Source organism: Bacillus altaicus (genome assembly GCF_042136375.2).
Taxonomy (GTDB): Bacteria; Bacillota; Bacilli; order Bacillales; family Bacillaceae_G; genus Bacillus_A; species Bacillus_A cereus_U.
This window is the reverse complement of record NZ_CM143394.1, coordinates 49,666-69,404: the sequence shown is the minus strand read 5'-3', so window position 1 is coordinate 69,404 and position 19,739 is coordinate 49,666. Positions and strand designations below refer to the sequence as shown.

The following is a 19,739-nucleotide window of genomic DNA, read 5'->3' as shown; positions in this document are numbered from 1 at the left end:
TGAAATAAGGTAACAGTTGGGGTTTGCTTTTTACACCTACAAAACTTATAATTGATAAAGTGTAATAACGTTTAGAAGTATTTTCGTGAAGAATATACGCCCGGTTATACGTCAGTATTCAGGAAAAGGGCTTTTCCGCAAGTTCGGAAAACGCCTTTTTTTAAATGATAAGTATAGGATAGAAAAGGAGAAGTAACATTGACAACATTTCGAGAATTAGGATTAAGTGAGTCTTTACTACAATCTGTTGAAAGTATGGGCTTTGAAGAGGCTACGCCGATTCAAGCTGAAACAATTCCATATGCATTGCAAGGTAAGGATATTATTGGGCAAGCGCAAACAGGTACAGGGAAAACAGCAGCATTCGGATTACCACTATTAGATAAAGTGAATACAAATAAAGAAGCAGTTCAAGGTATTGTTATCGCGCCAACGCGCGAATTAGCAATTCAAGTTGGAGAAGAGCTATACAAACTTGGTAAACATAAACGTGTTCGTATTCTACCAATTTATGGTGGTCAAGATATTAACCGCCAAATTCGTGCTCTAAAAAAACACCCACACATTATTGTTGGTACGCCGGGTCGTATTTTAGATCATATTAACCGTAAAACACTTCGCTTACAAAACGTAGAGACTGTTGTTCTTGACGAAGCGGATGAAATGTTAAACATGGGCTTCATTGAAGATATTGAAGCGATTTTAACAGATGTGCCAGAAACACATCAAACATTATTATTCTCAGCGACAATGCCAGATCCAATCCGTCGTATTGCTGAGCGTTTCATGACTGAGCCTCAACACATTAAAGTAAAAGCAAAAGAAGTAACAATGCCAAACATTCAGCAGTTCTATTTAGAAGTGCAAGAAAAGAATAAGTTTGACGTGTTAACACGCTTACTAGATATTCAATCTCCAGAGCTTGCAATCATATTCGGTCGTACAAAGCGTCGTGTTGATGAATTATCAGAAGCATTAAACTTACGTGGTTATGCAGCAGAAGGTATTCATGGTGACTTAACACAAGCAAAACGTATGTCTGTATTACGTAAATTTAAAGAAGGTGCTATCGAAGTTCTTGTTGCAACAGACGTTGCTGCACGTGGTCTTGATATTTCAGGCGTAACACACGTATACAACTTCGATATCCCGCAAGATCCAGAATCATACGTTCACCGTATTGGTCGTACTGGCCGTGCAGGTAAAAAAGGTATTGCAATGTTATTTGTAACACCACGTGAATCAGGACAATTAAAAAATATTGAGCGTACAACAAAACGTAAGGTTGATCGTATGGAAGCACCGACACTTGACGAGGCATTAGAAGGTCAACAACGTTTAATCGCTGAAAAACTTCAAAGCACAATCCAAAATGAAAACTTATCATACTACAAGCGTATTGCAGAAGAAATGTTAGAAGAGAATGATTCTGTAACAGTAGTAGCTGCTGCTTTAAAAATGATGACAAAAGAGCCGGATACAACTCCAATCGCTTTAACATCAGAACCACCAGTTGTTTCAAGAGGTGGCGGTGGCGGTTCTAAAAAACGCGGTGGTAACGGAAGTGGATACCGTGATGGTAACCGTAATCGTAGTCGTGATGGACGCGGCGGTGGCGATGGTCGTAACCGTGATCGCAATCGTGGTGGAAGTGGAAGTGGAAGCGGAAGTGGCGATGGTCGTAACCGTGATCGTAATCGTGATGGTGGAAGTGGTAGCCGTGATGGTGGTAGCCGTGATGGTAACCGTGGTCGTAAAGGTGAAGGTCGCCCTGGATCTTCAAATGGACGCGGCGAAAGAAAACATCATAGCCGTCCACAAGCTTAATAAAAAAGAGAATGCCCTTTGCTGGCATTCTCTTTTTTTATTTCTGTAATTGTGCATACTACATAATAAATCGTATAGAAATGAGGTGCTATATGCTTGTAAGACTTGGGTATGTTGCGATGAGTGTGCATTTGAAGAATGCATCTCCATCTCAAACGATGACATATGCACAGTTTCAGCGGATTGATGATCGAGAGGCTGCGATTCGTAAACTCGAAAGAATCGCTAATTCAAATTTGGAAAATTGCTTACGATTATTAAAGCATAATAAAGGACATGATATATCTTTCTTTCGACTTAGTTCCAAGCTTATTCCTTTAGCGAATCATGAGGAGTTGTTAGATTGGAGCTATATTCGTCCTTTAAAAGAAAATCTGAAAGAATTAGGTGAATATGCAATTCGTATGAATATGCGAATTGACTTCCATCCAGACCATTTTGTTGTACTAAATTCACCTGAGGAGAGTATTTTCAAACAATCTGTAAAGACATTGCAGATGCACAAAAAATTGTTAAAGGGTATGGGAATTGAGCATAAGCAACGATGTGTATTACATGTGGGAGGAGGTTATAAAGATAAGGAGCTCGCATTAGAACGCTTTATAGAAAATTGGTCAACTGTTCCAAGAGGTATTCAAGAGATGATTATATTAGAAAATGATGACACGACCTTTTCTTTAGAAGAAACATTGTATTTAGGTGAGAAATTAGACATTCCAGTCGTGTTTGATTTGCATCATCATATGATGAATAATGACCAGGAAGATTGGCATGAAGATTGGGCGCGTGTTGTACATACGTGGGAATCGTCTTTGTTACCAATTAAAATGCACATCTCTAGTCCTAGAGATGGAAAAAACCCAAGAGCACATGCGGATTTTATTGATGTAGATACCTTCTTATCTTTTTTGAGAAAGATAAAGGGGAGTGTTCCGCAAATTGATTGTATGATTGAGGCGAAGAAAAAGGACGAGTCTTTATTTCAACTAATGAGAGATTTAAGTAAACAAACAGATGTGGAAATTGTCGATGGTGCGAGCTTCTATATTAAATAAGCTCTGCGCCATCGGTTTTTTTTGTCCCACTATTTGCCGGGAAGTAAGACTCCCGCCTCAAAATTCAGCGAATGCGAGGAAGTTAGGTGGGAGCCCTGCTGCCCGTAAAAGCCCGATTGGTGAAGGCTAATAATCAGTGGGGGATAGACAAAACCCCTTTTTTAATAAAGTTTCACTTTATTAAAAAAGGGGTGCACATGCCGCCGATGATCAGTCCTGTTAAATGGCTTATAGGATTGGCAGAGGGATTAAAGAAAGTAAATAGTAGTAATATAAGTATCATTATTGAAAAAATAGCGATGTCTCTTGGTTTTGAAGAACGGTATTGACTATACAATAGGAATAATTGGGCGCCTAGTAATCCGAAAATACCACCAGATGCTCCGGCGTGAATATATTCAAGAGGCATAATAATATAAGAAGAAATATTCCCGAGAATGCCAGATAGGAAAAAAATAATGATGAAAGAAAAGTGTCCTAGTTGTTTTTCAATAGAAGAACCAAGTAAAAATAAACAAATACTATTAGAAAGAAAATGTTGTAAGTCTACGTGTACAAGTAAGGAAGTTATGACACGCCACCATTCTCCGTTAGCAATATATTCATTGTAGGCTGCCAGGTGAAAGAGGGAAAAGTCACTCAATATAATCATGACTAATTGTATAAGAAGTAAAGAGACGATAATCGGTTGTAGGGAAATGCGAGTGGATGGTATTAGCATGTTGTTAGTATCACTCCTTTTGCATCAGAAAGATTCTCTGTTATTCTTACAATATGAATGAAGAAAGCTAAATAGAAGAAGGGGATTTTGAAATGATTGTAGGGATTGGAATCGATATTATTGAGTTGAATCGAATTGAAAAAATGCTAGATGGAAAGCTTAAGTTTATGGAACGTATTTTAACTGAAAAAGAACGTGGCGTTGCCGATGGGCTGAAAGGAAGTCGTCTTACAGAATTCGTAGCTGGAAGATTTGCAGCAAAAGAGGCGTATTCTAAAGCGGTAGGGACCGGTATCGGGAAAGAAGTGAGTTTTTTAGATATTGAAGTAAGGAATGATGATAGAGGTAAGCCGATTATCATTACAAATACAGAGCATATTGTTCATTTATCAATTAGTCATAGTAAAGAATTTGCCGTTGCTCAAGTTGTTTTGGAAAGCTCGTCACGCTAGTCTGCATATTTTATATCTTTGTCTCATATATTTGAGGTAGCGATAAGGAAGGCATATCTTCCATTCATTTATAGGGGCAAAGGGGCTGAAGTGATGAAAAGGCGTCTGTTTTTAGTTCTTGTCGGTTTATTGACCGTTTTTGTGTTGGCGGGTTGTATGGAAAAGAAACAGGAAGATGTTGTGAGAGATTTAGAAGCGAAAGTTAAAAGTATGAAGAGTTATCAAGCTGAAGCGAAATTATCTATTAAAACAGGAAATGAGCCTCAGGAGTACAATGTAGAAATTTGGCATAAAGAACCTTCGTATTATCGTGTGAATTTGCAGAATGCGAAAAAGGATCAGAGTCAAATTATTTTAAGAAATGATGAAGGTGTATTTGTATTAACACCGGCGCTTAATAAGAGTTTCCGTTTTCAAAGTGATTGGCCGCAAAATAGTAGCCAGGCTTATTTATATGAATCACTTGTAAGAGATATTTTGCAAGATAAGAAAAATCTCTCTTTCGAGAAAACAGATAAGTATTATGTATTTAAAACAAAAACAAATTATCAACATCAAAATATGTTGCCGAAACAAGAAATTAAGCTGAATAAAAGTGATTTAACACCAGTTTCTGTGAAGCTGATGGATAATGATCAAAATGTCCTTGTAAAAGTAGATTTCACTAAAGTAAAGTTTGATGCAAAGTTTGATAAAGGTGCATTTGATACGAAACAAAATATGTCTAGAGCACAAGTGGATGTTCAGACGGCAGCGAAAGAAGACAAACCGTTTGCTATTTTGTATCCGCGTGATACGCCGCAAGGCATGACTTTGAAAGAGGAAGAAGAGTTGGAGACAGACAGTGGCAAGCGTGCAATACTCACATACACTGGAAGTAAGAAATCCTTTACTTTAATACAAGAAAAGGCAAAAGTTGCAGAGGCCTCATCGGCGGTAAGTGTAAGTGGAGAGCCGGTTGATCTTGGTTTCACGATTGGTGCATTGACGAAAGACTCTGTAACGTGGTCGCATAACGGAGTAGAATATATGCTCGTGTCTAAAGGTTTAGAGTCGAATGAGTTGTTGATGGTTGCTCGTTCGGTTACAGCGAAGCAGGTGAAGTAAACATCTTAGACGTGGTGATATATGTGCACCGCGTCTTTTCTTAGTTTGAAGGTGGATTTCATAAAAGAAGCATATAAAAGAATAAGCTTCGCATATCGTGTATAAGGAAGTGTATTTATGGAAGACGCACCGTTTTACCGTGACACCTGGGTGGAAGTGGAATTAGATGCGATTTACAACAATGTTACGCATATTAAAGAGTTCATTCCAAGTGATGTAGAGATTTTTGCTGTAGTTAAAGCGAATGCATATGGGCACGATTATGTACCGGTGGCTAAAACTGCATTAGAAGCAGGAGCGACAAGATTAGCAGTTGCTTTTTTAGATGAAGCCTTAGTGCTTCGGAGGGCTGGTATTACTGCACCGATTTTAGTATTAGGTCCTTCTCCGCCCCGTGATGTAAATGTAGCTGCTGAAAATGATGTAGCATTAACTGTTTTTCAAAAAGAATGGGTGGAAGAAGCGATAAAGCTCTGGGATGGTTCATCAATAATGAAATTCCATATTAATTTTGATAGTGGTATGGGGAGAATCGGAATACGTGAACGCAAAGAATTAAAAGGGTTCTTAAAGAGTTTAGAAGGTGCGCCATTTTTAGAGTTAGAAGGAGTATATACGCATTTTGCAACAGCGGATGAGGTTGAGACTTCTTACTTTGATAAGCAATATAATACATTCTTGCAGCAGTTAAGTTGGTTGAAAGAATTTGGAGTGAATCCTAAATTTGTCCATACAGCCAATAGTGCTGCAACGTTAAGGTTTCAAGGGATTACATTTAATGCGGTGCGAGTTGGTATTGCGATGTATGGATTATCCCCATCTGTAGAAATACGTCCTTTTTTACCATTTAAATTGGAACCGGCGTTGTCACTTCATACGAAAGTTGCTCATATTAAGCAAGTGATCAAAGGGGATGGGATTAGTTATAATGTCACATACCGAACGAGAACGGAAGAATGGATTGCGACAGTTGCAATTGGATATGCAGATGGCTGGCTTAGAAGGTTGCAAGGGTTTAAAGTACTTGTAAATGGTGAAAGAGTACCGATTGTAGGGCGAGTGACAATGGATCAATTGATGATACATCTTCCTTGTGAAGTGCCACTTGGTACGAAAGTTACACTCATTGGGAGACAAGGTGATGAGTATATTAGTGCTACCGAGGTCGCTGAATATTCCGGGACTATTAATTATGAAATTATCGCAACGATAAGCTTCCGTGTACCGAGAATATTTATACGACACGGTAAAGTTGTAGAAGTAATCAATTATTTGAACGATATATAGAAGAAGGTATTATCGCTCAGTATCTCGTCATTTAGGGGATTTTCGCTAATGGAAAATAGGCTCTTTTTTGCTAGGGATCTTCTTTTTATAATTGTTATTAATATAAGTTACAATGAAATGTTGCGGAAAGGATTGCTTTATTTCTTGTTTGAAAGAGATGAAAAGTAAAAGAAGATGAATGTTTTGTTTATGAATTGGAAAACATAAGCAGGGAATAAGGAAGTCTTTGCAACAGGCTCCATACAATGGTATTATTACAATAGGTGTCATATATATATTTGGGTGTGTAGTTGACGGTGGAGGTGTATTTTTGTGTCCGAATCAAGTGTAACTACTGAAATCGTGGTTCGGTTGCCAAAGCAAATGGTAACGGAATTGGACGGAATTGGAAAACAAGAGAATAAGAATCGCCATGAACTAATTTGCCAGGCAACACAACTGTTATTGCGTCAACATAAGACGAAGAAACGCTACCAACATGAATCAATGCGACGTGGGTACATTGAAATGGGAAAAATTAATCTTGGTATTGCATCTGAAGCTTTCTTAGCAGAGTATGAAGCAGCTCATACAGTAGAACGCTTAGTTAGCGGGGGGTAATATTTTGATTGTAAAACGCGGCGACGTGTATTTTGCAGACCTTTCCCCAGTTGTTGGTTCTGAGCAAGGAGGCGTTCGTCCGGTTCTTGTCATTCAAAATGACATCGGAAATCGTTTTAGTCCGACTGTGATTGTAGCGGCTATTACTGCACAGATTCAAAAAGCGAAATTACCCACTCATGTGGAAATTGATGCGAAAAAGTATGGTTTTGAGAGAGATTCTGTTATTTTACTCGAGCAGATTCGAACAATCGATAAGCAACGCTTAACGGACAAAATCACTCATTTAGATGAAGTGATGATGAGTCGTGTAGATGAAGCGTTACAAATTAGTTTAGGACTAATAGATTTTTAAATCGGCAGTTTAAGTTGCTCTCTTTACAGGGCAACTTTTTTTTATTATAGAGGAGGTTACGGTTGGATATGGAAATGGTAGATAATCGACAAGGGTTAATGAAAATGTTAGTGAAAGAATTAGGCTTTACAGAAAAGCAAGTTCGTCATGTTATTCAATTAACAGAAGAAGGTAACACAGTTCCATTTATCGCTCGTTACCGAAAAGAATGGACAGGATCCTTAGATGAGGTGCAAATTCGTGCAATCTTAGAAAGATGGCAATATATGATGCAATTAGAAGATAGGAAAGAAGAGGTTCTTCGTCTTATTGGTGAAAAGGGGAAACTAACCGAAGAGTTACGTCGTCATATTGTTGCTGCAAAAAAACTTCAGGAAGTAGAAGATTTATATCGTCCATATAAAGAAAAAAGAAGAACGAAAGCTACAATTGCTAAAGAAAAGGGATTAGAACCGTTAGCTGAGTGGCTATTGTTATATAAAAAAGAAAATCCAGCAGAGAAGGCTATGGAATTTGTTAATGCAGAAAAAGAAGTGGCGTCTGCAGAAGATGCGTTGCAAGGTGCGCAAGATATTATTGCGGAACTTGTTTCGGATAATGCGGCATATCGTAGTTGGATTCGCAATACTACTTTCCGACAAGGGATTATGTCTTCATCTGTAAAAGATAAAGAAAAAGATGAAAAGAATATATATGAAATGTATTATGGCTATGAAGAACCGTTGCAAAAAGTAGTGCCACATCGTGTACTAGCTATGAATCGTGGTGAAAAGGAGGACGTATTAAGAGTTTCTGTTATCACGCCAATTGAAGAAATCCTTCAGTTTTTACATAAAAAAATGATTCTTGATGAAGCTTCTAAAAGTGCACATTATGTACAATTAGCGACGGAAGATGGATATAAGCGATTAATTCAACCTTCAATAGAAAGAGAAATTCGTAAAGAATTAATGGAAACGGCCGAAGAACAAGCGATTCATATTTTCTCTGAGAATTTACGTAATTTATTATTACAACCTCCGATGAAAGGGAAAGTTGTGTTAGCGGTAGATCCAGCATATAGAACCGGTTGTAAATTAGCTGTAGTAGATGATACAGGAAAAGTTCTTCACATAGATGTTATTTATCCGCATCCGCCTGTTCGTAAATATGAGGATGCAAAAACGAAAATCCTTTCAATTATAGATAAATATGAAGTTGAAATGATAGCGATTGGAAATGGTACAGCTTCGAGGGAAACGGAAGAATTTATAGTAGATGTATTACAAAATGTAGAACGAGATGTATTTTACATTATTGTAAATGAAGCGGGTGCTAGTGTGTACTCAGCATCTGATGTAGCTCGCGAGGAGTTTCCGAATTTACAGGTTGAAGAAAGAAGTGCTGTTTCAATTGGGAGACGTCTGCAAGATCCACTTGCAGAGCTTGTGAAAATTGACCCTAAATCTGTTGGGGTGGGACAATATCAACATGATGTATCTCAAAAGAGATTAAATGAATCATTAACATTTGTAGTAGAGACAGCAGTTAACCGAGTTGGTGTTAATGTAAATACAGCTTCAGTTGCATTGTTGCAATATGTTTCGGGGTTATCAAAAACAGTTGCGAAAAATATTGTAGCTAAGCGTGAGGAAGATGGGAAATTCGCGAAGCGAACGGAGTTAAAGAAAATCCCGCGTTTAGGTGCAAAAACATATGAACAATGTATCGGGTTTTTACGTATATTAGAAGGAGCGAATCCATTAGATCGCACAGGGATTCATCCAGAGCAATATAAAAATGTTGAATTACTATTAAAGAGCTTAGGGTTATCGAAGAGTGATGTGGGGAAACCAAATTTGCAAAAGAGTTTAGAAGGAGTAGATATTTCTAAATTATCTCAAGAGACGGAGATTGGTGAGCCGACACTAGTTGATATTATGGATGCTTTAATTAGCCCGGAACGAGATATGAGGGATGAGTTGCCAAAGCCACTTTTGAAAAAGGGGATTTTAAAATTAGAAGATTTAAAGCGTGGTATGGAATTAGAGGGAACGATCCGCAATGTTGTTGATTTCGGTGCCTTTGTTGATATTGGTGTGAAGCAAGATGGTTTAGTACATATTTCTAAACTAAGCAAACAATTTGTAAAGCATCCATTAGATATTGTATCCGTGGGACAAATTGTAAAGGTATGGGTAGATGATATTGATACGAAAAAAGGTCGTGTTGCATTATCAATGTTACCGATTGAATAGTAAGAAAAGAGAGCAGATGAAACTGCTCTTTTTTTATGAACTGGAAAGTTTAATTGATTATGAGCTTTGATGTATTTTACTATAATAAAACCAGCATTCATTTAGTAACTTGATTTGATACCGGTTTTTCTCAAAATATGCACGTTGCATTTGTTTCTTTAGCCACGTGGGCATAGGAATCCCTCCTTGTTTAATCCTGCTCTCAAAAAAGTAGCTCCTTTTAGTTAAGGTAACTTTGATGAGAGGTTGGTGAGTGGATTTCTAGCAATGCTGCATTTTTAGAAATCACGCTTCTTGAATGAGGATGGGTATATGTACTATTTACTATATGTATAAGAAGAGAGAAAAGTGTGAAAATATTTTTTAGTTTAGGAGGAATGAGAATGGATGAGCAAGAAATTCAGCGGTTAGTGGAAGAGGTATCGTTACAATGCTTTGGAATGCCGTTTTTACATAAAGCAATGTTTAATAGTAGGTTACGTACAACTGGTGGGCGCTATCTATTGAAGAATCATAATATAGAATTGAATTATCGATATTACGAAATATATGGTAAAGGAGAGTTAGTCGGGATTGTTAAACATGAACTTTGTCATTATCACTTACATATCACAGGAAAGGGGTATAAGCACCGAGATAGAGATTTTCGTGAGTTATTAAAGAAAGTAGGTGCACCACGTTTTTGCAAACGAATGATTAGTGAGGAGGAAACGAAAGTTTCTATGTATGAATGTATGGGGTGTTCATTTCAATATGTAAGAAGACGTCAAATAAATACACAAAGATATGTATGTGGAAAGTGTAAAGGACAACTAAAACTGGTAGTGAAAACATCTTGACAGTGAAAACGCAATCCAGTATATTATAAACATGTCACGTTTGCGCAAGACGTTGTGAAAAAACTTCTTGACTTACGATGAGAATTTTTATAAGATACAAATTGTCTTCATTATTCCGCAGTAGCTCAGTGGTAGAGCTATCGGCTGTTAACCGATCGGTCGTAGGTTCGAGTCCTACCTGCGGAGCCATACAGAGAAGTACCCAAGTGGCTCAAGGGGCTCCCCTGCTAAGGGAGTAGATCGCTAACGCGGTGCGAGGGTTCGAATCCCTTCTTCTCTGCCATACATATTGGCCCGTTGGTCAAGTGGTTAAGACACCGCCCTTTCACGGCGGTAACACGGGTTCGAATCCCGTACGGGTCACCACTTCGGAGGATTAGCTCAGCTGGGAGAGCACCTGCCTTACAAGCAGGGGGTCGGCGGTTCGATCCCGTCATCCTCCACCATATAAATTATATGAATAATATTGTCGCGGGGTGGAGCAGTACGGTAGCTCGTCGGGCTCATAACCCGAAGGTCGCAGGTTCAAATCCTGTCCCCGCAACCAAACATTCTCGTAATGTGGTTGCTAACACTTATCATATAATTATATAAATAATATTATCGCGGGGTGGAGCAGTACGGTAGCTCGTCGGGCTCATAACCCGAAGGTCGCAGGTTCAAATCCTGTCCCCGCAACCAAATGGTCCCGTGGTGTAGTGGTTAACATGCCTGCCTGTCACGCAGGAGATCGCCGGTTCGACCCCGGTCGGGACCGCCATTTTAACTTCTGCTATATGGCAGTTGTTTTTTATTGGACATTATGGTACAATAACATTTGTCTTTGAAAAGAAGATAACTATTTCGATGGGCTATAGCCAAGCGGTAAGGCAACGGACTTTGACTCCGTCATGCGCTGGTTCGAATCCAGCTAGCCCAGCCATTTACGAGCCATTAGCTCAGTTGGTAGAGCATCTGACTTTTAATCAGAGGGTCGAAGGTTCGAATCCTTCATGGCTCACTTTTGTTTTTTCCGCGCGGTCGTGGCGGAACGGCAGACGCGCTAGGTTGAGGGCCTAGTGGGGGAAACCCCGTGGAGGTTCAAGTCCTCTCGGCCGCATCAAAAAATCTTTTAAAAAAGTACTTGCATTTGAAAATGTAGTATGATAAGATAATTGAGTCGCCAAAATACAACGACGAAAAAACATCATGAATAAGCGCCCGTAGCTCAATTGGATAGAGCGTTTGACTACGGATCAAGAGGTTAGGGGTTCGACTCCTCTCGGGCGCGCCATAACGGGAAGTGGCTCAGCTTGGTAGAGCACCTGGTTTGGGACCAGGGGGTCGCAGGTTCAAATCCTGTCTTCCCGACCACGCGGGTGTAGTTTAGTGGTAAAACAAGAGCCTTCCAAGCTCTGGTCGAGAGTTCGATTCTCTTCACCCGCTTTTAGTTCTTTGAAAACTGAACGAAACAAACAACGTGAACGTCAATTTTTATTTTTAGATGCTAGACAAACTAACTTTATTGGAGAGTTTGATCCTGGCTCAGGATGAACGCTGGCGGCGTGCCTAATACATGCAAGTCGAGCGAATGGATTAAGAGCTTGCTCTTATGAAGTTAGCGGCGGACGGGTGAGTAACACGTGGGTAACCTACCCATAAGACTGGGATAACTCCGGGAAACCGGGGCTAATACCGGATAATATTTTGAACTGCATAGTTCGAAATTGAAAGGCGGCTTCGGCTGTCACTTATGGATGGACCCGCGTCGCATTAGCTAGTTGGTGAGGTAACGGCTCACCAAGGCAACGATGCGTAGCCGACCTGAGAGGGTCGATCGGCCACACTGGGACTGAGACACGGCCCAGACTCCTACGGGAGGCAGCAGTAGGGAATCTTCCGCAATGGACGAAAGTCTGACGGAGCAACGCCGCGTGAGTGATGAAGGCTTTCGGGTCGTAAAACTCTGTTGTTAGGGAAGAACAAGTGCTAGTTGAATAAGCTGGCACCTTGACGGTACCTAACCAGAAAGCCACGGCTAACTACGTGCCAGCAGCCGCGGTAATACGTAGGTGGCAAGCGTTATCCGGAATTATTGGGCGTAAAGCGCGCGCAGGTGGTTTCTTAAGTCTGATGTGAAAGCCCACGGCTCAACCGTGGAGGGTCATTGGAAACTGGGAGACTTGAGTGCAGAAGAGGAAAGTGGAATTCCATGTGTAGCGGTGAAATGCGTAGAGATATGGAGGAACACCAGTGGCGAAGGCGACTTTCTGGTCTGTAACTGACACTGAGGCGCGAAAGCGTGGGGAGCAAACAGGATTAGATACCCTGGTAGTCCACGCCGTAAACGATGAGTGCTAAGTGTTAGAGGGTTTCCGCCCTTTAGTGCTGAAGTTAACGCATTAAGCACTCCGCCTGGGGAGTACGGCCGCAAGGCTGAAACTCAAAGGAATTGACGGGGCCCGCACAAGCGGTGGAGCATGTGGTTTAATTCGAAGCAACGCGAAGAACCTTACCAGGTCTTGACATCCTCTGAAAACTCTAGAGATAGAGCTTCTCCTTCGGGAGCAGAGTGACAGGTGGTGCATGGTTGTCGTCAGCTCGTGTCGTGAGATGTTGGGTTAAGTCCCGCAACGAGCGCAACCCTTGATCTTCAGTTGCCATCATTAAGTTGGGCACTCTAAGGTGACTGCCGGTGACAAACCGGAGGAAGGTGGGGATGACGTCAAATCATCATGCCCCTTATGACCTGGGCTACACACGTGCTACAATGGACGGTACAAAGAGCTGCAAGACCGCGAGGTGGAGCTAATCTCATAAAACCGTTCTCAGTTCGGATTGTAGGCTGCAACTCGCCTACATGAAGCTGGAATCGCTAGTAATCGCGGATCAGCATGCCGCGGTGAATACGTTCCCGGGCCTTGTACACACCGCCCGTCACACCACGAGAGTTTGTAACACCCGAAGTCGGTGGGGTAACCTTTATGGAGCCAGCCGCCTAAGGTGGGACAGATGATTGGGGTGAAGTCGTAACAAGGTAGCCGTATCGGAAGGTGCGGCTGGATCACCTCCTTTCTATGGAGAATTGATGAACGCAGTTCATCAATAAACGTTGACTTGCTTTGTTTCGTTCAGTTTTGAGAGAACTATCTCTCAAGTTTAAATGTATGTTCTTTGAAAACTAGATAACAGTGTAGCTCATATTTTTTTTAATTTTAGTTTGGTTAAGTTAGAAAGGGCGCACGGTGGATGCCTTGACACTAGGAGTCGATGAAGGACGGGACTAACGCCGATATGCTTCGGGGAGCTGTAAGTAAGCTTTGATCCGAAGATTTCCGAATGGGGAAACCCACTATACGTAATGGTATGGTATCCTTACCTGAATACATAGGGTATGGAAGACAGACCCAGGGAACTGAAACATCTAAGTACCTGGAGGAAGAGAAAGCAAATGCGATTTCCTGAGTAGCGGCGAGCGAAACGGAATCTAGCCCAAACCAAGAGGCTTGCCTCTTGGGGTTGTAGGACATTCTATACGGAGTTACAAAGGAACGAGGTAGACGAAGCGACCTGGAAAGGTCCGTCACAGAGGGTAACAACCCCGTAGTCGAAACTTCGTTCTCTCTTGAATGTATCCTGAGTACGGCGGAACACGTGAAATTCCGTCGGAATCTGGGAGGACCATCTCCCAAGGCTAAATACTCCCTAGTGATCGATAGTGAACCAGTACCGTGAGGGAAAGGTGAAAAGCACCCCGGAAGGGGAGTGAAAGAGATCCTGAAACCGTGTGCCTACAAATAGTCAGAGCCCGTTAATGGGTGATGGCGTGCCTTTTGTAGAATGAACCGGCGAGTTACGATCCTGTGCGAGGTTAAGCTGAAGAGGCGGAGCCGCAGCGAAAGCGAGTCTGAATAGGGCGTTTAGTACGTGGTCGTAGACCCGAAACCAGGTGATCTACCCATGTCCAGGGTGAAGTTCAGGTAACACTGAATGGAGGCCCGAACCCACGCACGTTGAAAAGTGCGGGGATGAGGTGTGGGTAGCGGAGAAATTCCAATCGAACCTGGAGATAGCTGGTTCTCCCGAAATAGCTTTAGGGCTAGCCTTAAGTGTAAGAGTCTTGGAGGTAGAGCACTGATTGAACTAGGGGTCCTCATCGGATTACCGAATTCAGTCAAACTCCGAATGCCAATGACTTATCCTTAGGAGTCAGACTGCGAGTGATAAGATCCGTAGTCAAGAGGGAAACAGCCCAGATCGCCAGCTAAGGTCCCAAAGTGTGTATTAAGTGGAAAAGGATGTGGAGTTGCTTAGACAACTAGGATGTTGGCTCAGAAGCAGCCACCATTTAAAGAGTGCGTAATAGCTCACTAGTCGAGTGACTCTGCGCCGAAAATGTACCGGGGCTAAATACACCACCGAAGCTGCGAATTGATACCAATGGTATCAGTGGTAGGGGAGCGTTCTAAGTGCAGTGAAGTCAGACCGGAAGGACTGGTGGAGCGCTTAGAAGTGAGAATGCCGGTATGAGTAGCGAAAGACGGGTGAGAATCCCGTCCACCGAATGCCTAAGGTTTCCTGAGGAAGGCTCGTCCGCTCAGGGTTAGTCAGGACCTAAGCCGAGGCCGACAGGCGTAGGCGATGGACAACAGGTTGATATTCCTGTACCACCTCTTTATCGTTTGAGCAATGGAGGGACGCAGAAGGATAGAAGAAGCGTGCGATTGGTTGTGCACGTCCAAGCAGTTAGGCTGATAAGTAGGCAAATCCGCTTATCGTGAAGGCTGAGCTGTGATGGGGAAGCTCCTTATGGAGCGAAGTCTTTGATTCCCCGCTGCCAAGAAAAGCTTCTAGCGAGATAAAAGGTGCCTGTACCGCAAACCGACACAGGTAGGCGAGGAGAGAATCCTAAGGTGTGCGAGAGAACTCTGGTTAAGGAACTCGGCAAAATGACCCCGTAACTTCGGGAGAAGGGGTGCTTTCTTAACGGAAAGCCGCAGTGAATAGGCCCAAGCGACTGTTTAGCAAAAACACAGGTCTCTGCGAAGCCGTAAGGCGAAGTATAGGGGCTGACACCTGCCCGGTGCTGGAAGGTTAAGGAGAGGGGTTAGCGTAAGCGAAGCTCTGAACTGAAGCCCCAGTAAACGGCGGCCGTAACTATAACGGTCCTAAGGTAGCGAAATTCCTTGTCGGGTAAGTTCTGACCCGCACGAAAGGTGTAACGATTTGGGCACTGTCTCAACCAGAGACTCGGTGAAATTATAGTACCTGTGAAGATGCAGGTTACCCGCGACAGGACGGAAGGACCCCGTGGAGCTTTACTGTAGCCTGATATTGAATTTTGGTACAGTTTGTACAGGATAGGCGGGAGCCATTGAAACCGGAGCGCTAGCTTCGGTGGAGGCGCTGGTGGGATACCGCCCTGACTGTATTGAAATTCTAACCTACGGGTCTTATCGACCCGGGAGACAGTGTCAGGTGGGCAGTTTGACTGGGGCGGTCGCCTCCTAAAGTGTAACGGAGGCGCCCAAAGGTTCCCTCAGAATGGTTGGAAATCATTCGTAGAGTGCAAAGGCATAAGGGAGCTTGACTGCGAGACCTACAAGTCGAGCAGGGACGAAAGTCGGGCTTAGTGATCCGGTGGTTCCGCATGGAAGGGCCATCGCTCAACGGATAAAAGCTACCCCGGGGATAACAGGCTTATCTCCCCCAAGAGTCCACATCGACGGGGAGGTTTGGCACCTCGATGTCGGCTCATCGCATCCTGGGGCTGTAGTCGGTCCCAAGGGTTGGGCTGTTCGCCCATTAAAGCGGTACGCGAGCTGGGTTCAGAACGTCGTGAGACAGTTCGGTCCCTATCCGTCGTGGGCGCAGGAAATTTGAGAGGAGCTGTCCTTAGTACGAGAGGACCGGGATGGACGCACCGCTGGTGTACCAGTTGTTCTGCCAAGGGCATAGCTGGGTAGCTATGTGCGGAAGGGATAAGTGCTGAAAGCATCTAAGCATGAAGCCCCCCTCAAGATGAGATTTCCCATAGCGTAAGCTAGTAAGATCCCTGAAAGATGATCAGGTTGATAGGTTCGAGGTGGAAGCATGGTGACATGTGGAGCTGACGAATACTAATAGATCGAGGACTTAACCATATAATATGAAGCAAATGTTATCTAGTTTTGAAGGAATATACCTTCAATAGTTTGGTGATGATGGCAGAGAGGTCACACCCGTTCCCATACCGAACACGGAAGTTAAGCTCTCTAGCGCCGATGGTAGTTGGGACCTTGTCCCTGTGAGAGTAGGACGTCGCCAAGCTATTTATATCATCGCGGGGTGGAGCAGTACGGTAGCTCGTCGGGCTCATAACCCGAAGGTCGCAGGTTCAAATCCTGTCCCCGCAACCAAATGGTCCCGTGGTGTAGTGGTTAACATGCCTGCCTGTCACGCAGGAGATCGCCGGTTCGACCCCGGTCGGGACCGCCATTTTATATAAAGAAAAGAACGAAACAAGTTGTTTCGTATTTTTTTATTTGTTTTAACAAAAAACTAATAAAGACAGTCAAACTATCCTTAGGAAAACTCCTAAGGACTTTTTTATATATTTAAAACCTGTATAATAAAGAGCAGAGAACATTGTGAGTAAAGTAGGTGAAGTCTGTGAGTAAATATGAAATAACAACAAAATCTTCCGAAGAAACCCAGCGATTATCAGAAAAATTAGGGGGACTTGTAAAGAAACAAGATGTAATTATTTTAGAAGGTGATCTTGGAGCTGGCAAGACGACTTTTACAAAAGGACTAGCAAAAGGTCTTGGAGTGAAAAGAGTCGTAAATAGTCCTACCTTCAATATTATTAAAGAATATAAAGGAAGATTACCGCTATATCATATGGATGTGTATCGTTTAGCGGAAAGTGAAGAAGATTTAGGATTTGATGAGTATTTCTATGGTGAAGGGATTACAGTAGTAGAATGGGCTCATTTAATAGAAGCATATTTACCGAATGAGAAGTTGCAAATTAGTTTATTCCATGCTGGAGATGATACAAGAAAAATTGTACTCGAGCCAATTGGAGATCGCTATATTAGATTATGTGAGGAGCTATTACAAGATGAAAGTACTAGCAATTGATACTTCAAATTACGTAATGGGTGTATCCCTTATTGAGGAAGGGAACGTGATTGGGGAAATCATTACAAATTTAACAAAAAACCATTCTGTACGTCTTATGCCAGCTGTAGAGAAACTGTTAAAAGAATGCGGTGTAAAACCGAAAGAATTGACTAAAATTGTTGTAGCAGCTGGACCAGGATCATATACAGGTGTTCGTATAGGTGTGACAGCTGCAAAAACATTAGCTTGGTCACTTCAAATACCAATTGTAGGTGTATCAAGTTTAGAAGTGCTGGCTGCAAATGGTACTAATTTTAATGGACTAATTTGTCCTTTATTTGATGGCCGACGTGGTCAGATTTACACGGGGTTATATACATATGAAGGAGAGCGTATAACTTCAATAGAAGAAGACCGAATTATTCTTATTGTTGACTGGTTGCAAATGTTAAAAGATAAAGAACAGCCTGTTTTATTTATTGGTAACGATGTTAAATTGCATAAAGAAACAATTGTAGAATATTTAGGTGATCAAGCTGTATTTGCTCCGTTCACTATGAATAACCCAAGACCAAGTGAATTAGCATTTTTAGGATTACAAAAAGAAGAACAAGACGTGCATACGTTTGTTCCTAGCTATCTTCGTTTAGCTGAAGCTGAAACAAAATGGTTAGAAAGTCAAAAACAATAGGGGCTTACAGAAGATGGATATGATATTTAGAAAGATGGCACCTGATGATATTGCTCAAATTGTAGCTATTGAAGAAGCGTCTTTTTCAACCCCTTGGACTGCAGATGCCTTTCACCGTGAATTAGAGGTGAATGAACATGCACATTATGTCGTGCTAGAAAAAGATGGTCTCGTAATTGGATATTGTGGATTGTGGATAATTATTGATGAATCACATGTAACAAATATAGCTATCCTGCCAGAATACAGAGGTCAAAAGCTAGGGGATGCCTTATTGAAAGAAGTCATTTCCGAAGCGAAAGGGTTAGGAGTAAAAACAATGACACTTGAAGTACGCGTGTCAAATGAAGTAGCAAAGCAGTTATACAGAAAATACGGATTTCAAAATGGTGGGATTCGTAAACGATACTATGCAGACAATCAGGAAGATGGTCTTGTAATGTGGGTGAATATATAATGGGAAAAAATACAATTATACTTGGTATTGAAACAAGCTGTGATGAAACAGCTGTAGCAGTTGTTAAAAATGGAACGGAAATCATTGCGAATGTCGTTGCATCGCAAATTGAAAGTCATAAGCGTTTTGGCGGAGTTGTACCAGAGATTGCATCCCGTCATCATGTAGAAGAAATCACAGTTGTGTTAGAAGAAGCTTTAAAAGAAGCGAATATCACTTTTGAGGATATTGATGCAATTGCTGTAACAGAAGGCCCAGGTTTAGTCGGAGCACTTTTAATAGGTGTAAATGCAGCGAAAGCTGTGGCTTTTGCTCATGATATCCCTCTAGTTGGTGTTCATCATATTGCTGGTCATATTTATGCGAATCGTTTAGTAAAAGAAGTACAATTCCCGTTACTATCGCTTGTTGTATCCGGTGGACATACGGAGCTTGTTTATATGAAAGAACATGGTTCATTTGAAGTGATTGGTGAAACGCGAGATGATGCGGCAGGAGAAGCTTACGATAAAGTGGCTCGTACATTATCAATGCCTTATCCAGGTGGTCCTCATATTGATCGCCTTGCGCATGAAGGAAAACCAACAATTGATTTGCCTCGTGCGTGGCTAGAACCTGATTCGTATGATTTCAGCTTTAGTGGATTGAAATCAGCAGTTATCAACACTGTGCATAACGCAAAACAGCGCGGTATAGAAATTGCACCAGAAGATTTAGCAGCAAGTTTCCAAGAAAGTGTAATAGATGTACTGGTAACGAAAGCGTCTCGTGCAGCAGATGCTTATAATGTAAAACAAGTGCTTCTTGCTGGTGGAGTAGCTGCTAATAAAGGGCTTCGTGCACGTTTAGCAGCAGAATTTGCACAAAAAGAAAATATAGAGCTAATTATTCCTCCTCTATCTTTATGCACAGATAATGCAGCGATGATTGCGGCTGCAGGTACAATTGCGTACGAACAAGGAAAACGCGCTACATTAGCTTTAAATGCAAATCCAGGATTAGATATTGAAGCATAGTTATACACA

15 protein-coding genes, 15 tRNA genes and 3 rRNA genes are annotated in these 19,739 nt (G+C 41.8%); 31 read left to right on the top strand and 2 right to left on the bottom strand.

Annotation, left to right across the window (positions count from 1 at the left end):
• Positions 1–198: 198 nt before the first annotated feature.
• Positions 199–1,827, top strand: coding sequence for a DEAD/DEAH box helicase (locus tag ACE38F_RS00340; RefSeq protein ID WP_375371300.1), 1,629 nt, complete (start codon positions 199–201; stop codon positions 1,825–1,827).
• A 92-nt stretch (positions 1,828–1,919) separates the two neighbouring features.
• Complete coding sequence (uvsE, locus tag ACE38F_RS00335) at positions 1,920–2,882, top strand: UV DNA damage repair endonuclease UvsE (RefSeq protein WP_375371301.1); 963 nt, start codon at positions 1,920–1,922, stop codon at positions 2,880–2,882.
• A 172-nt stretch (positions 2,883–3,054) separates the two neighbouring features.
• Here uvsE and ACE38F_RS00330 read toward each other — a convergent pair whose 3' ends face one another.
• Positions 3,055–3,603, bottom strand: coding sequence for a rhomboid family intramembrane serine protease (locus ACE38F_RS00330; protein ID WP_375371302.1), 549 nt, complete (start codon positions 3,601–3,603; stop codon positions 3,055–3,057).
• Positions 3,604–3,695: 92 nt separating this feature from the next.
• On the opposite strand from ACE38F_RS00330, the gene acpS reads away from it, so the two are divergent.
• The 6 genes from acpS (at position 3,696) to ACE38F_RS00300 (ending at position 9,641) form a co-directional block, all read left to right on the top strand.
• Complete coding sequence (acpS, locus tag ACE38F_RS00325; RefSeq protein ID WP_215555027.1) at positions 3,696–4,055, top strand: holo-ACP synthase; 360 nt, start codon at positions 3,696–3,698, stop codon at positions 4,053–4,055.
• A 156-nt stretch (positions 4,056–4,211) separates the two neighbouring features.
• The gene (locus ACE38F_RS00320; protein WP_341307990.1) at positions 4,212–5,162 is read left to right on the top strand and encodes a LolA family protein; all 951 of its coding nucleotides are present in this window, start codon (positions 4,212–4,214) and stop codon (positions 5,160–5,162) included.
• Between the two features lie 117 nt (positions 5,163–5,279).
• Positions 5,280–6,449 carry an alanine racemase gene (gene alr / locus ACE38F_RS00315; protein WP_215555028.1) on the top strand — a complete coding sequence of 390 codons (1,170 nt, stop codon included), beginning with the start codon at positions 5,280–5,282 and terminating at the stop codon, positions 6,447–6,449.
• Between the two features lie 312 nt (positions 6,450–6,761).
• Positions 6,762–7,049: an antitoxin EndoAI gene (locus ACE38F_RS00310; RefSeq protein ID WP_000004570.1), complete on the top strand. Its 288-nt coding sequence runs from the start codon at positions 6,762–6,764 to the stop codon at positions 7,047–7,049.
• Positions 7,050–7,053: 4 nt separating this feature from the next.
• Positions 7,054–7,404: a type II toxin-antitoxin system endoribonuclease NdoA gene (gene ndoA, locus ACE38F_RS00305; RefSeq protein ID WP_000635965.1), complete on the top strand. Its 351-nt coding sequence runs from the start codon at positions 7,054–7,056 to the stop codon at positions 7,402–7,404.
• 68 nt (positions 7,405–7,472) lie between these two features.
• Positions 7,473–9,641 (top strand): Tex family protein, encoded by a 2,169-nt coding sequence (locus tag ACE38F_RS00300; protein WP_215556551.1) that lies wholly within the window; start codon positions 7,473–7,475, stop codon positions 9,639–9,641.
• Between the two features lie 57 nt (positions 9,642–9,698).
• Here ACE38F_RS00300 and cmpA read toward each other — a convergent pair whose 3' ends face one another.
• Positions 9,699–9,815 (bottom strand): cortex morphogenetic protein CmpA, encoded by a 117-nt coding sequence (gene cmpA, locus ACE38F_RS00295; RefSeq protein ID WP_001143642.1) that lies wholly within the window; start codon positions 9,813–9,815, stop codon positions 9,699–9,701.
• 209 nt (positions 9,816–10,024) lie between these two features.
• Here cmpA and ACE38F_RS00290 point away from each other — a divergent pair, with 209 nt between their 5' ends.
• The 23 genes from ACE38F_RS00290 to tsaD all read left to right on the top strand — a co-directional run bounded on the left by ACE38F_RS00290 (position 10,025) and on the right by tsaD (position 19,730).
• The gene (locus tag ACE38F_RS00290; RefSeq protein WP_215555029.1) at positions 10,025–10,480 is read left to right on the top strand and encodes a SprT family protein; all 456 of its coding nucleotides are present in this window, start codon (positions 10,025–10,027) and stop codon (positions 10,478–10,480) included.
• A 114-nt stretch (positions 10,481–10,594) separates the two neighbouring features.
• A tRNA-Asn gene (locus tag ACE38F_RS00285) sits at positions 10,595–10,669 on the top strand.
• Positions 10,670–10,672: 3 nt separating this feature from the next.
• A tRNA-Ser gene (locus ACE38F_RS00280) sits at positions 10,673–10,763 on the top strand.
• Positions 10,764–10,771: 8 nt separating this feature from the next.
• A tRNA-Glu gene (locus ACE38F_RS00275) sits at positions 10,772–10,846 on the top strand.
• 4 nt (positions 10,847–10,850) lie between these two features.
• Positions 10,851–10,926, top strand: a tRNA-Val gene (locus tag ACE38F_RS00270).
• 24 nt (positions 10,927–10,950) lie between these two features.
• Positions 10,951–11,027, top strand: a tRNA-Met gene (locus tag ACE38F_RS00265).
• 57 nt (positions 11,028–11,084) lie between these two features.
• Positions 11,085–11,161: transfer RNA gene (locus ACE38F_RS00260), tRNA-Met, on the top strand.
• Between the two features lie 3 nt (positions 11,162–11,164).
• A tRNA-Asp gene (locus ACE38F_RS00255) sits at positions 11,165–11,240 on the top strand.
• Positions 11,241–11,327: 87 nt separating this feature from the next.
• A tRNA-Gln gene (locus tag ACE38F_RS00250) sits at positions 11,328–11,402 on the top strand.
• A 5-nt stretch (positions 11,403–11,407) separates the two neighbouring features.
• A tRNA-Lys gene (locus ACE38F_RS00245) sits at positions 11,408–11,480 on the top strand.
• A 16-nt stretch (positions 11,481–11,496) separates the two neighbouring features.
• Positions 11,497–11,579, top strand: a tRNA-Leu gene (locus ACE38F_RS00240).
• 97 nt (positions 11,580–11,676) lie between these two features.
• Positions 11,677–11,753: transfer RNA gene (locus tag ACE38F_RS00235), tRNA-Arg, on the top strand.
• A 3-nt stretch (positions 11,754–11,756) separates the two neighbouring features.
• Positions 11,757–11,833 (top strand) — tRNA-Pro (locus ACE38F_RS00230).
• Between the two features lies 1 nt (position 11,834).
• Positions 11,835–11,905: transfer RNA gene (locus ACE38F_RS00225), tRNA-Gly, on the top strand.
• A gap of 76 nt (positions 11,906–11,981) precedes the next feature.
• Positions 11,982–13,534: ribosomal RNA gene (locus ACE38F_RS00220) — 16S ribosomal RNA — on the top strand.
• Between the two features lie 147 nt (positions 13,535–13,681).
• Positions 13,682–16,602: ribosomal RNA gene (locus ACE38F_RS00215) — 23S ribosomal RNA — on the top strand.
• 50 nt (positions 16,603–16,652) lie between these two features.
• Positions 16,653–16,768, top strand: a 5S ribosomal RNA gene (gene rrf / locus ACE38F_RS00210).
• Together the 16S, 23S and 5S rRNA genes with 15 tRNA genes alongside form the textbook arrangement of a ribosomal RNA operon.
• Positions 16,769–16,780: 12 nt before the next feature.
• Positions 16,781–16,857 (top strand) — tRNA-Met (locus ACE38F_RS00205).
• Between the two features lie 3 nt (positions 16,858–16,860).
• A tRNA-Asp gene (locus ACE38F_RS00200) sits at positions 16,861–16,936 on the top strand.
• Positions 16,937–17,110: 174 nt separating this feature from the next.
• Entirely contained in the window at positions 17,111–17,584 is a 474-nt protein-coding gene (gene tsaE, locus ACE38F_RS00195; RefSeq protein WP_131233028.1) for a tRNA (adenosine(37)-N6)-threonylcarbamoyltransferase complex ATPase subunit type 1 TsaE, read from the top strand.
• Positions 17,565–18,257 (top strand): tRNA (adenosine(37)-N6)-threonylcarbamoyltransferase complex dimerization subunit type 1 TsaB, encoded by a 693-nt coding sequence (tsaB, locus tag ACE38F_RS00190; RefSeq protein WP_131233026.1) that lies wholly within the window; start codon positions 17,565–17,567, stop codon positions 18,255–18,257. Before tsaE ends, tsaB begins: the two co-directional genes overlap by 20 nt.
• A gap of 13 nt (positions 18,258–18,270) precedes the next feature.
• On the top strand, positions 18,271–18,714 hold the full coding sequence (gene rimI / locus ACE38F_RS00185) for a ribosomal protein S18-alanine N-acetyltransferase (RefSeq protein ID WP_131233024.1): 444 nt from the start codon (positions 18,271–18,273) through the stop codon (positions 18,712–18,714).
• The gene (gene tsaD, locus ACE38F_RS00180) at positions 18,714–19,730 is read left to right on the top strand and encodes a tRNA (adenosine(37)-N6)-threonylcarbamoyltransferase complex transferase subunit TsaD (RefSeq protein ID WP_002091609.1); all 1,017 of its coding nucleotides are present in this window, start codon (positions 18,714–18,716) and stop codon (positions 19,728–19,730) included. Before rimI ends, tsaD begins: the two co-directional genes overlap by 1 nt.
• Positions 19,731–19,739: the final 9 nt, after the last annotated feature.

Bases quoted from the DNA above. Each gene is read 5' to 3' on its own strand.
- uvsE (WP_375371301.1), top strand. From the start codon at position 1,920: ATGCTTGTAAGACTTGGGTATGTTGCGATGAGTGTGCATTTGAAGAAT.
- ACE38F_RS00330 (WP_375371302.1), bottom strand. From the start codon at position 3,603: ATGCTAATACCATCCACTCGCATTTCCCTACAACCGATTATCGTCTCT.
- acpS (WP_215555027.1), top strand. From the start codon at position 3,696: ATGATTGTAGGGATTGGAATCGATATTATTGAGTTGAATCGAATTGAA.
- ACE38F_RS00320 (WP_341307990.1), top strand. From the start codon at position 4,212: ATGGAAAAGAAACAGGAAGATGTTGTGAGAGATTTAGAAGCGAAAGTT.
- alr (WP_215555028.1), top strand. From the start codon at position 5,280: ATGGAAGACGCACCGTTTTACCGTGACACCTGGGTGGAAGTGGAATTA.
- ACE38F_RS00300 (WP_215556551.1), top strand. From the start codon at position 7,473: ATGGAAATGGTAGATAATCGACAAGGGTTAATGAAAATGTTAGTGAAA.
- cmpA (WP_001143642.1), bottom strand. From the start codon at position 9,815: ATGCCCACGTGGCTAAAGAAACAAATGCAACGTGCATATTTTGAGAAA.
- ACE38F_RS00290 (WP_215555029.1), top strand. From the start codon at position 10,025: ATGGATGAGCAAGAAATTCAGCGGTTAGTGGAAGAGGTATCGTTACAA.
- tsaB (WP_131233026.1), top strand. From the start codon at position 17,565: ATGAAAGTACTAGCAATTGATACTTCAAATTACGTAATGGGTGTATCC.
- rimI (WP_131233024.1), top strand. From the start codon at position 18,271: ATGGATATGATATTTAGAAAGATGGCACCTGATGATATTGCTCAAATT.
- tsaD (WP_002091609.1), top strand. From the start codon at position 18,714: ATGGGAAAAAATACAATTATACTTGGTATTGAAACAAGCTGTGATGAA.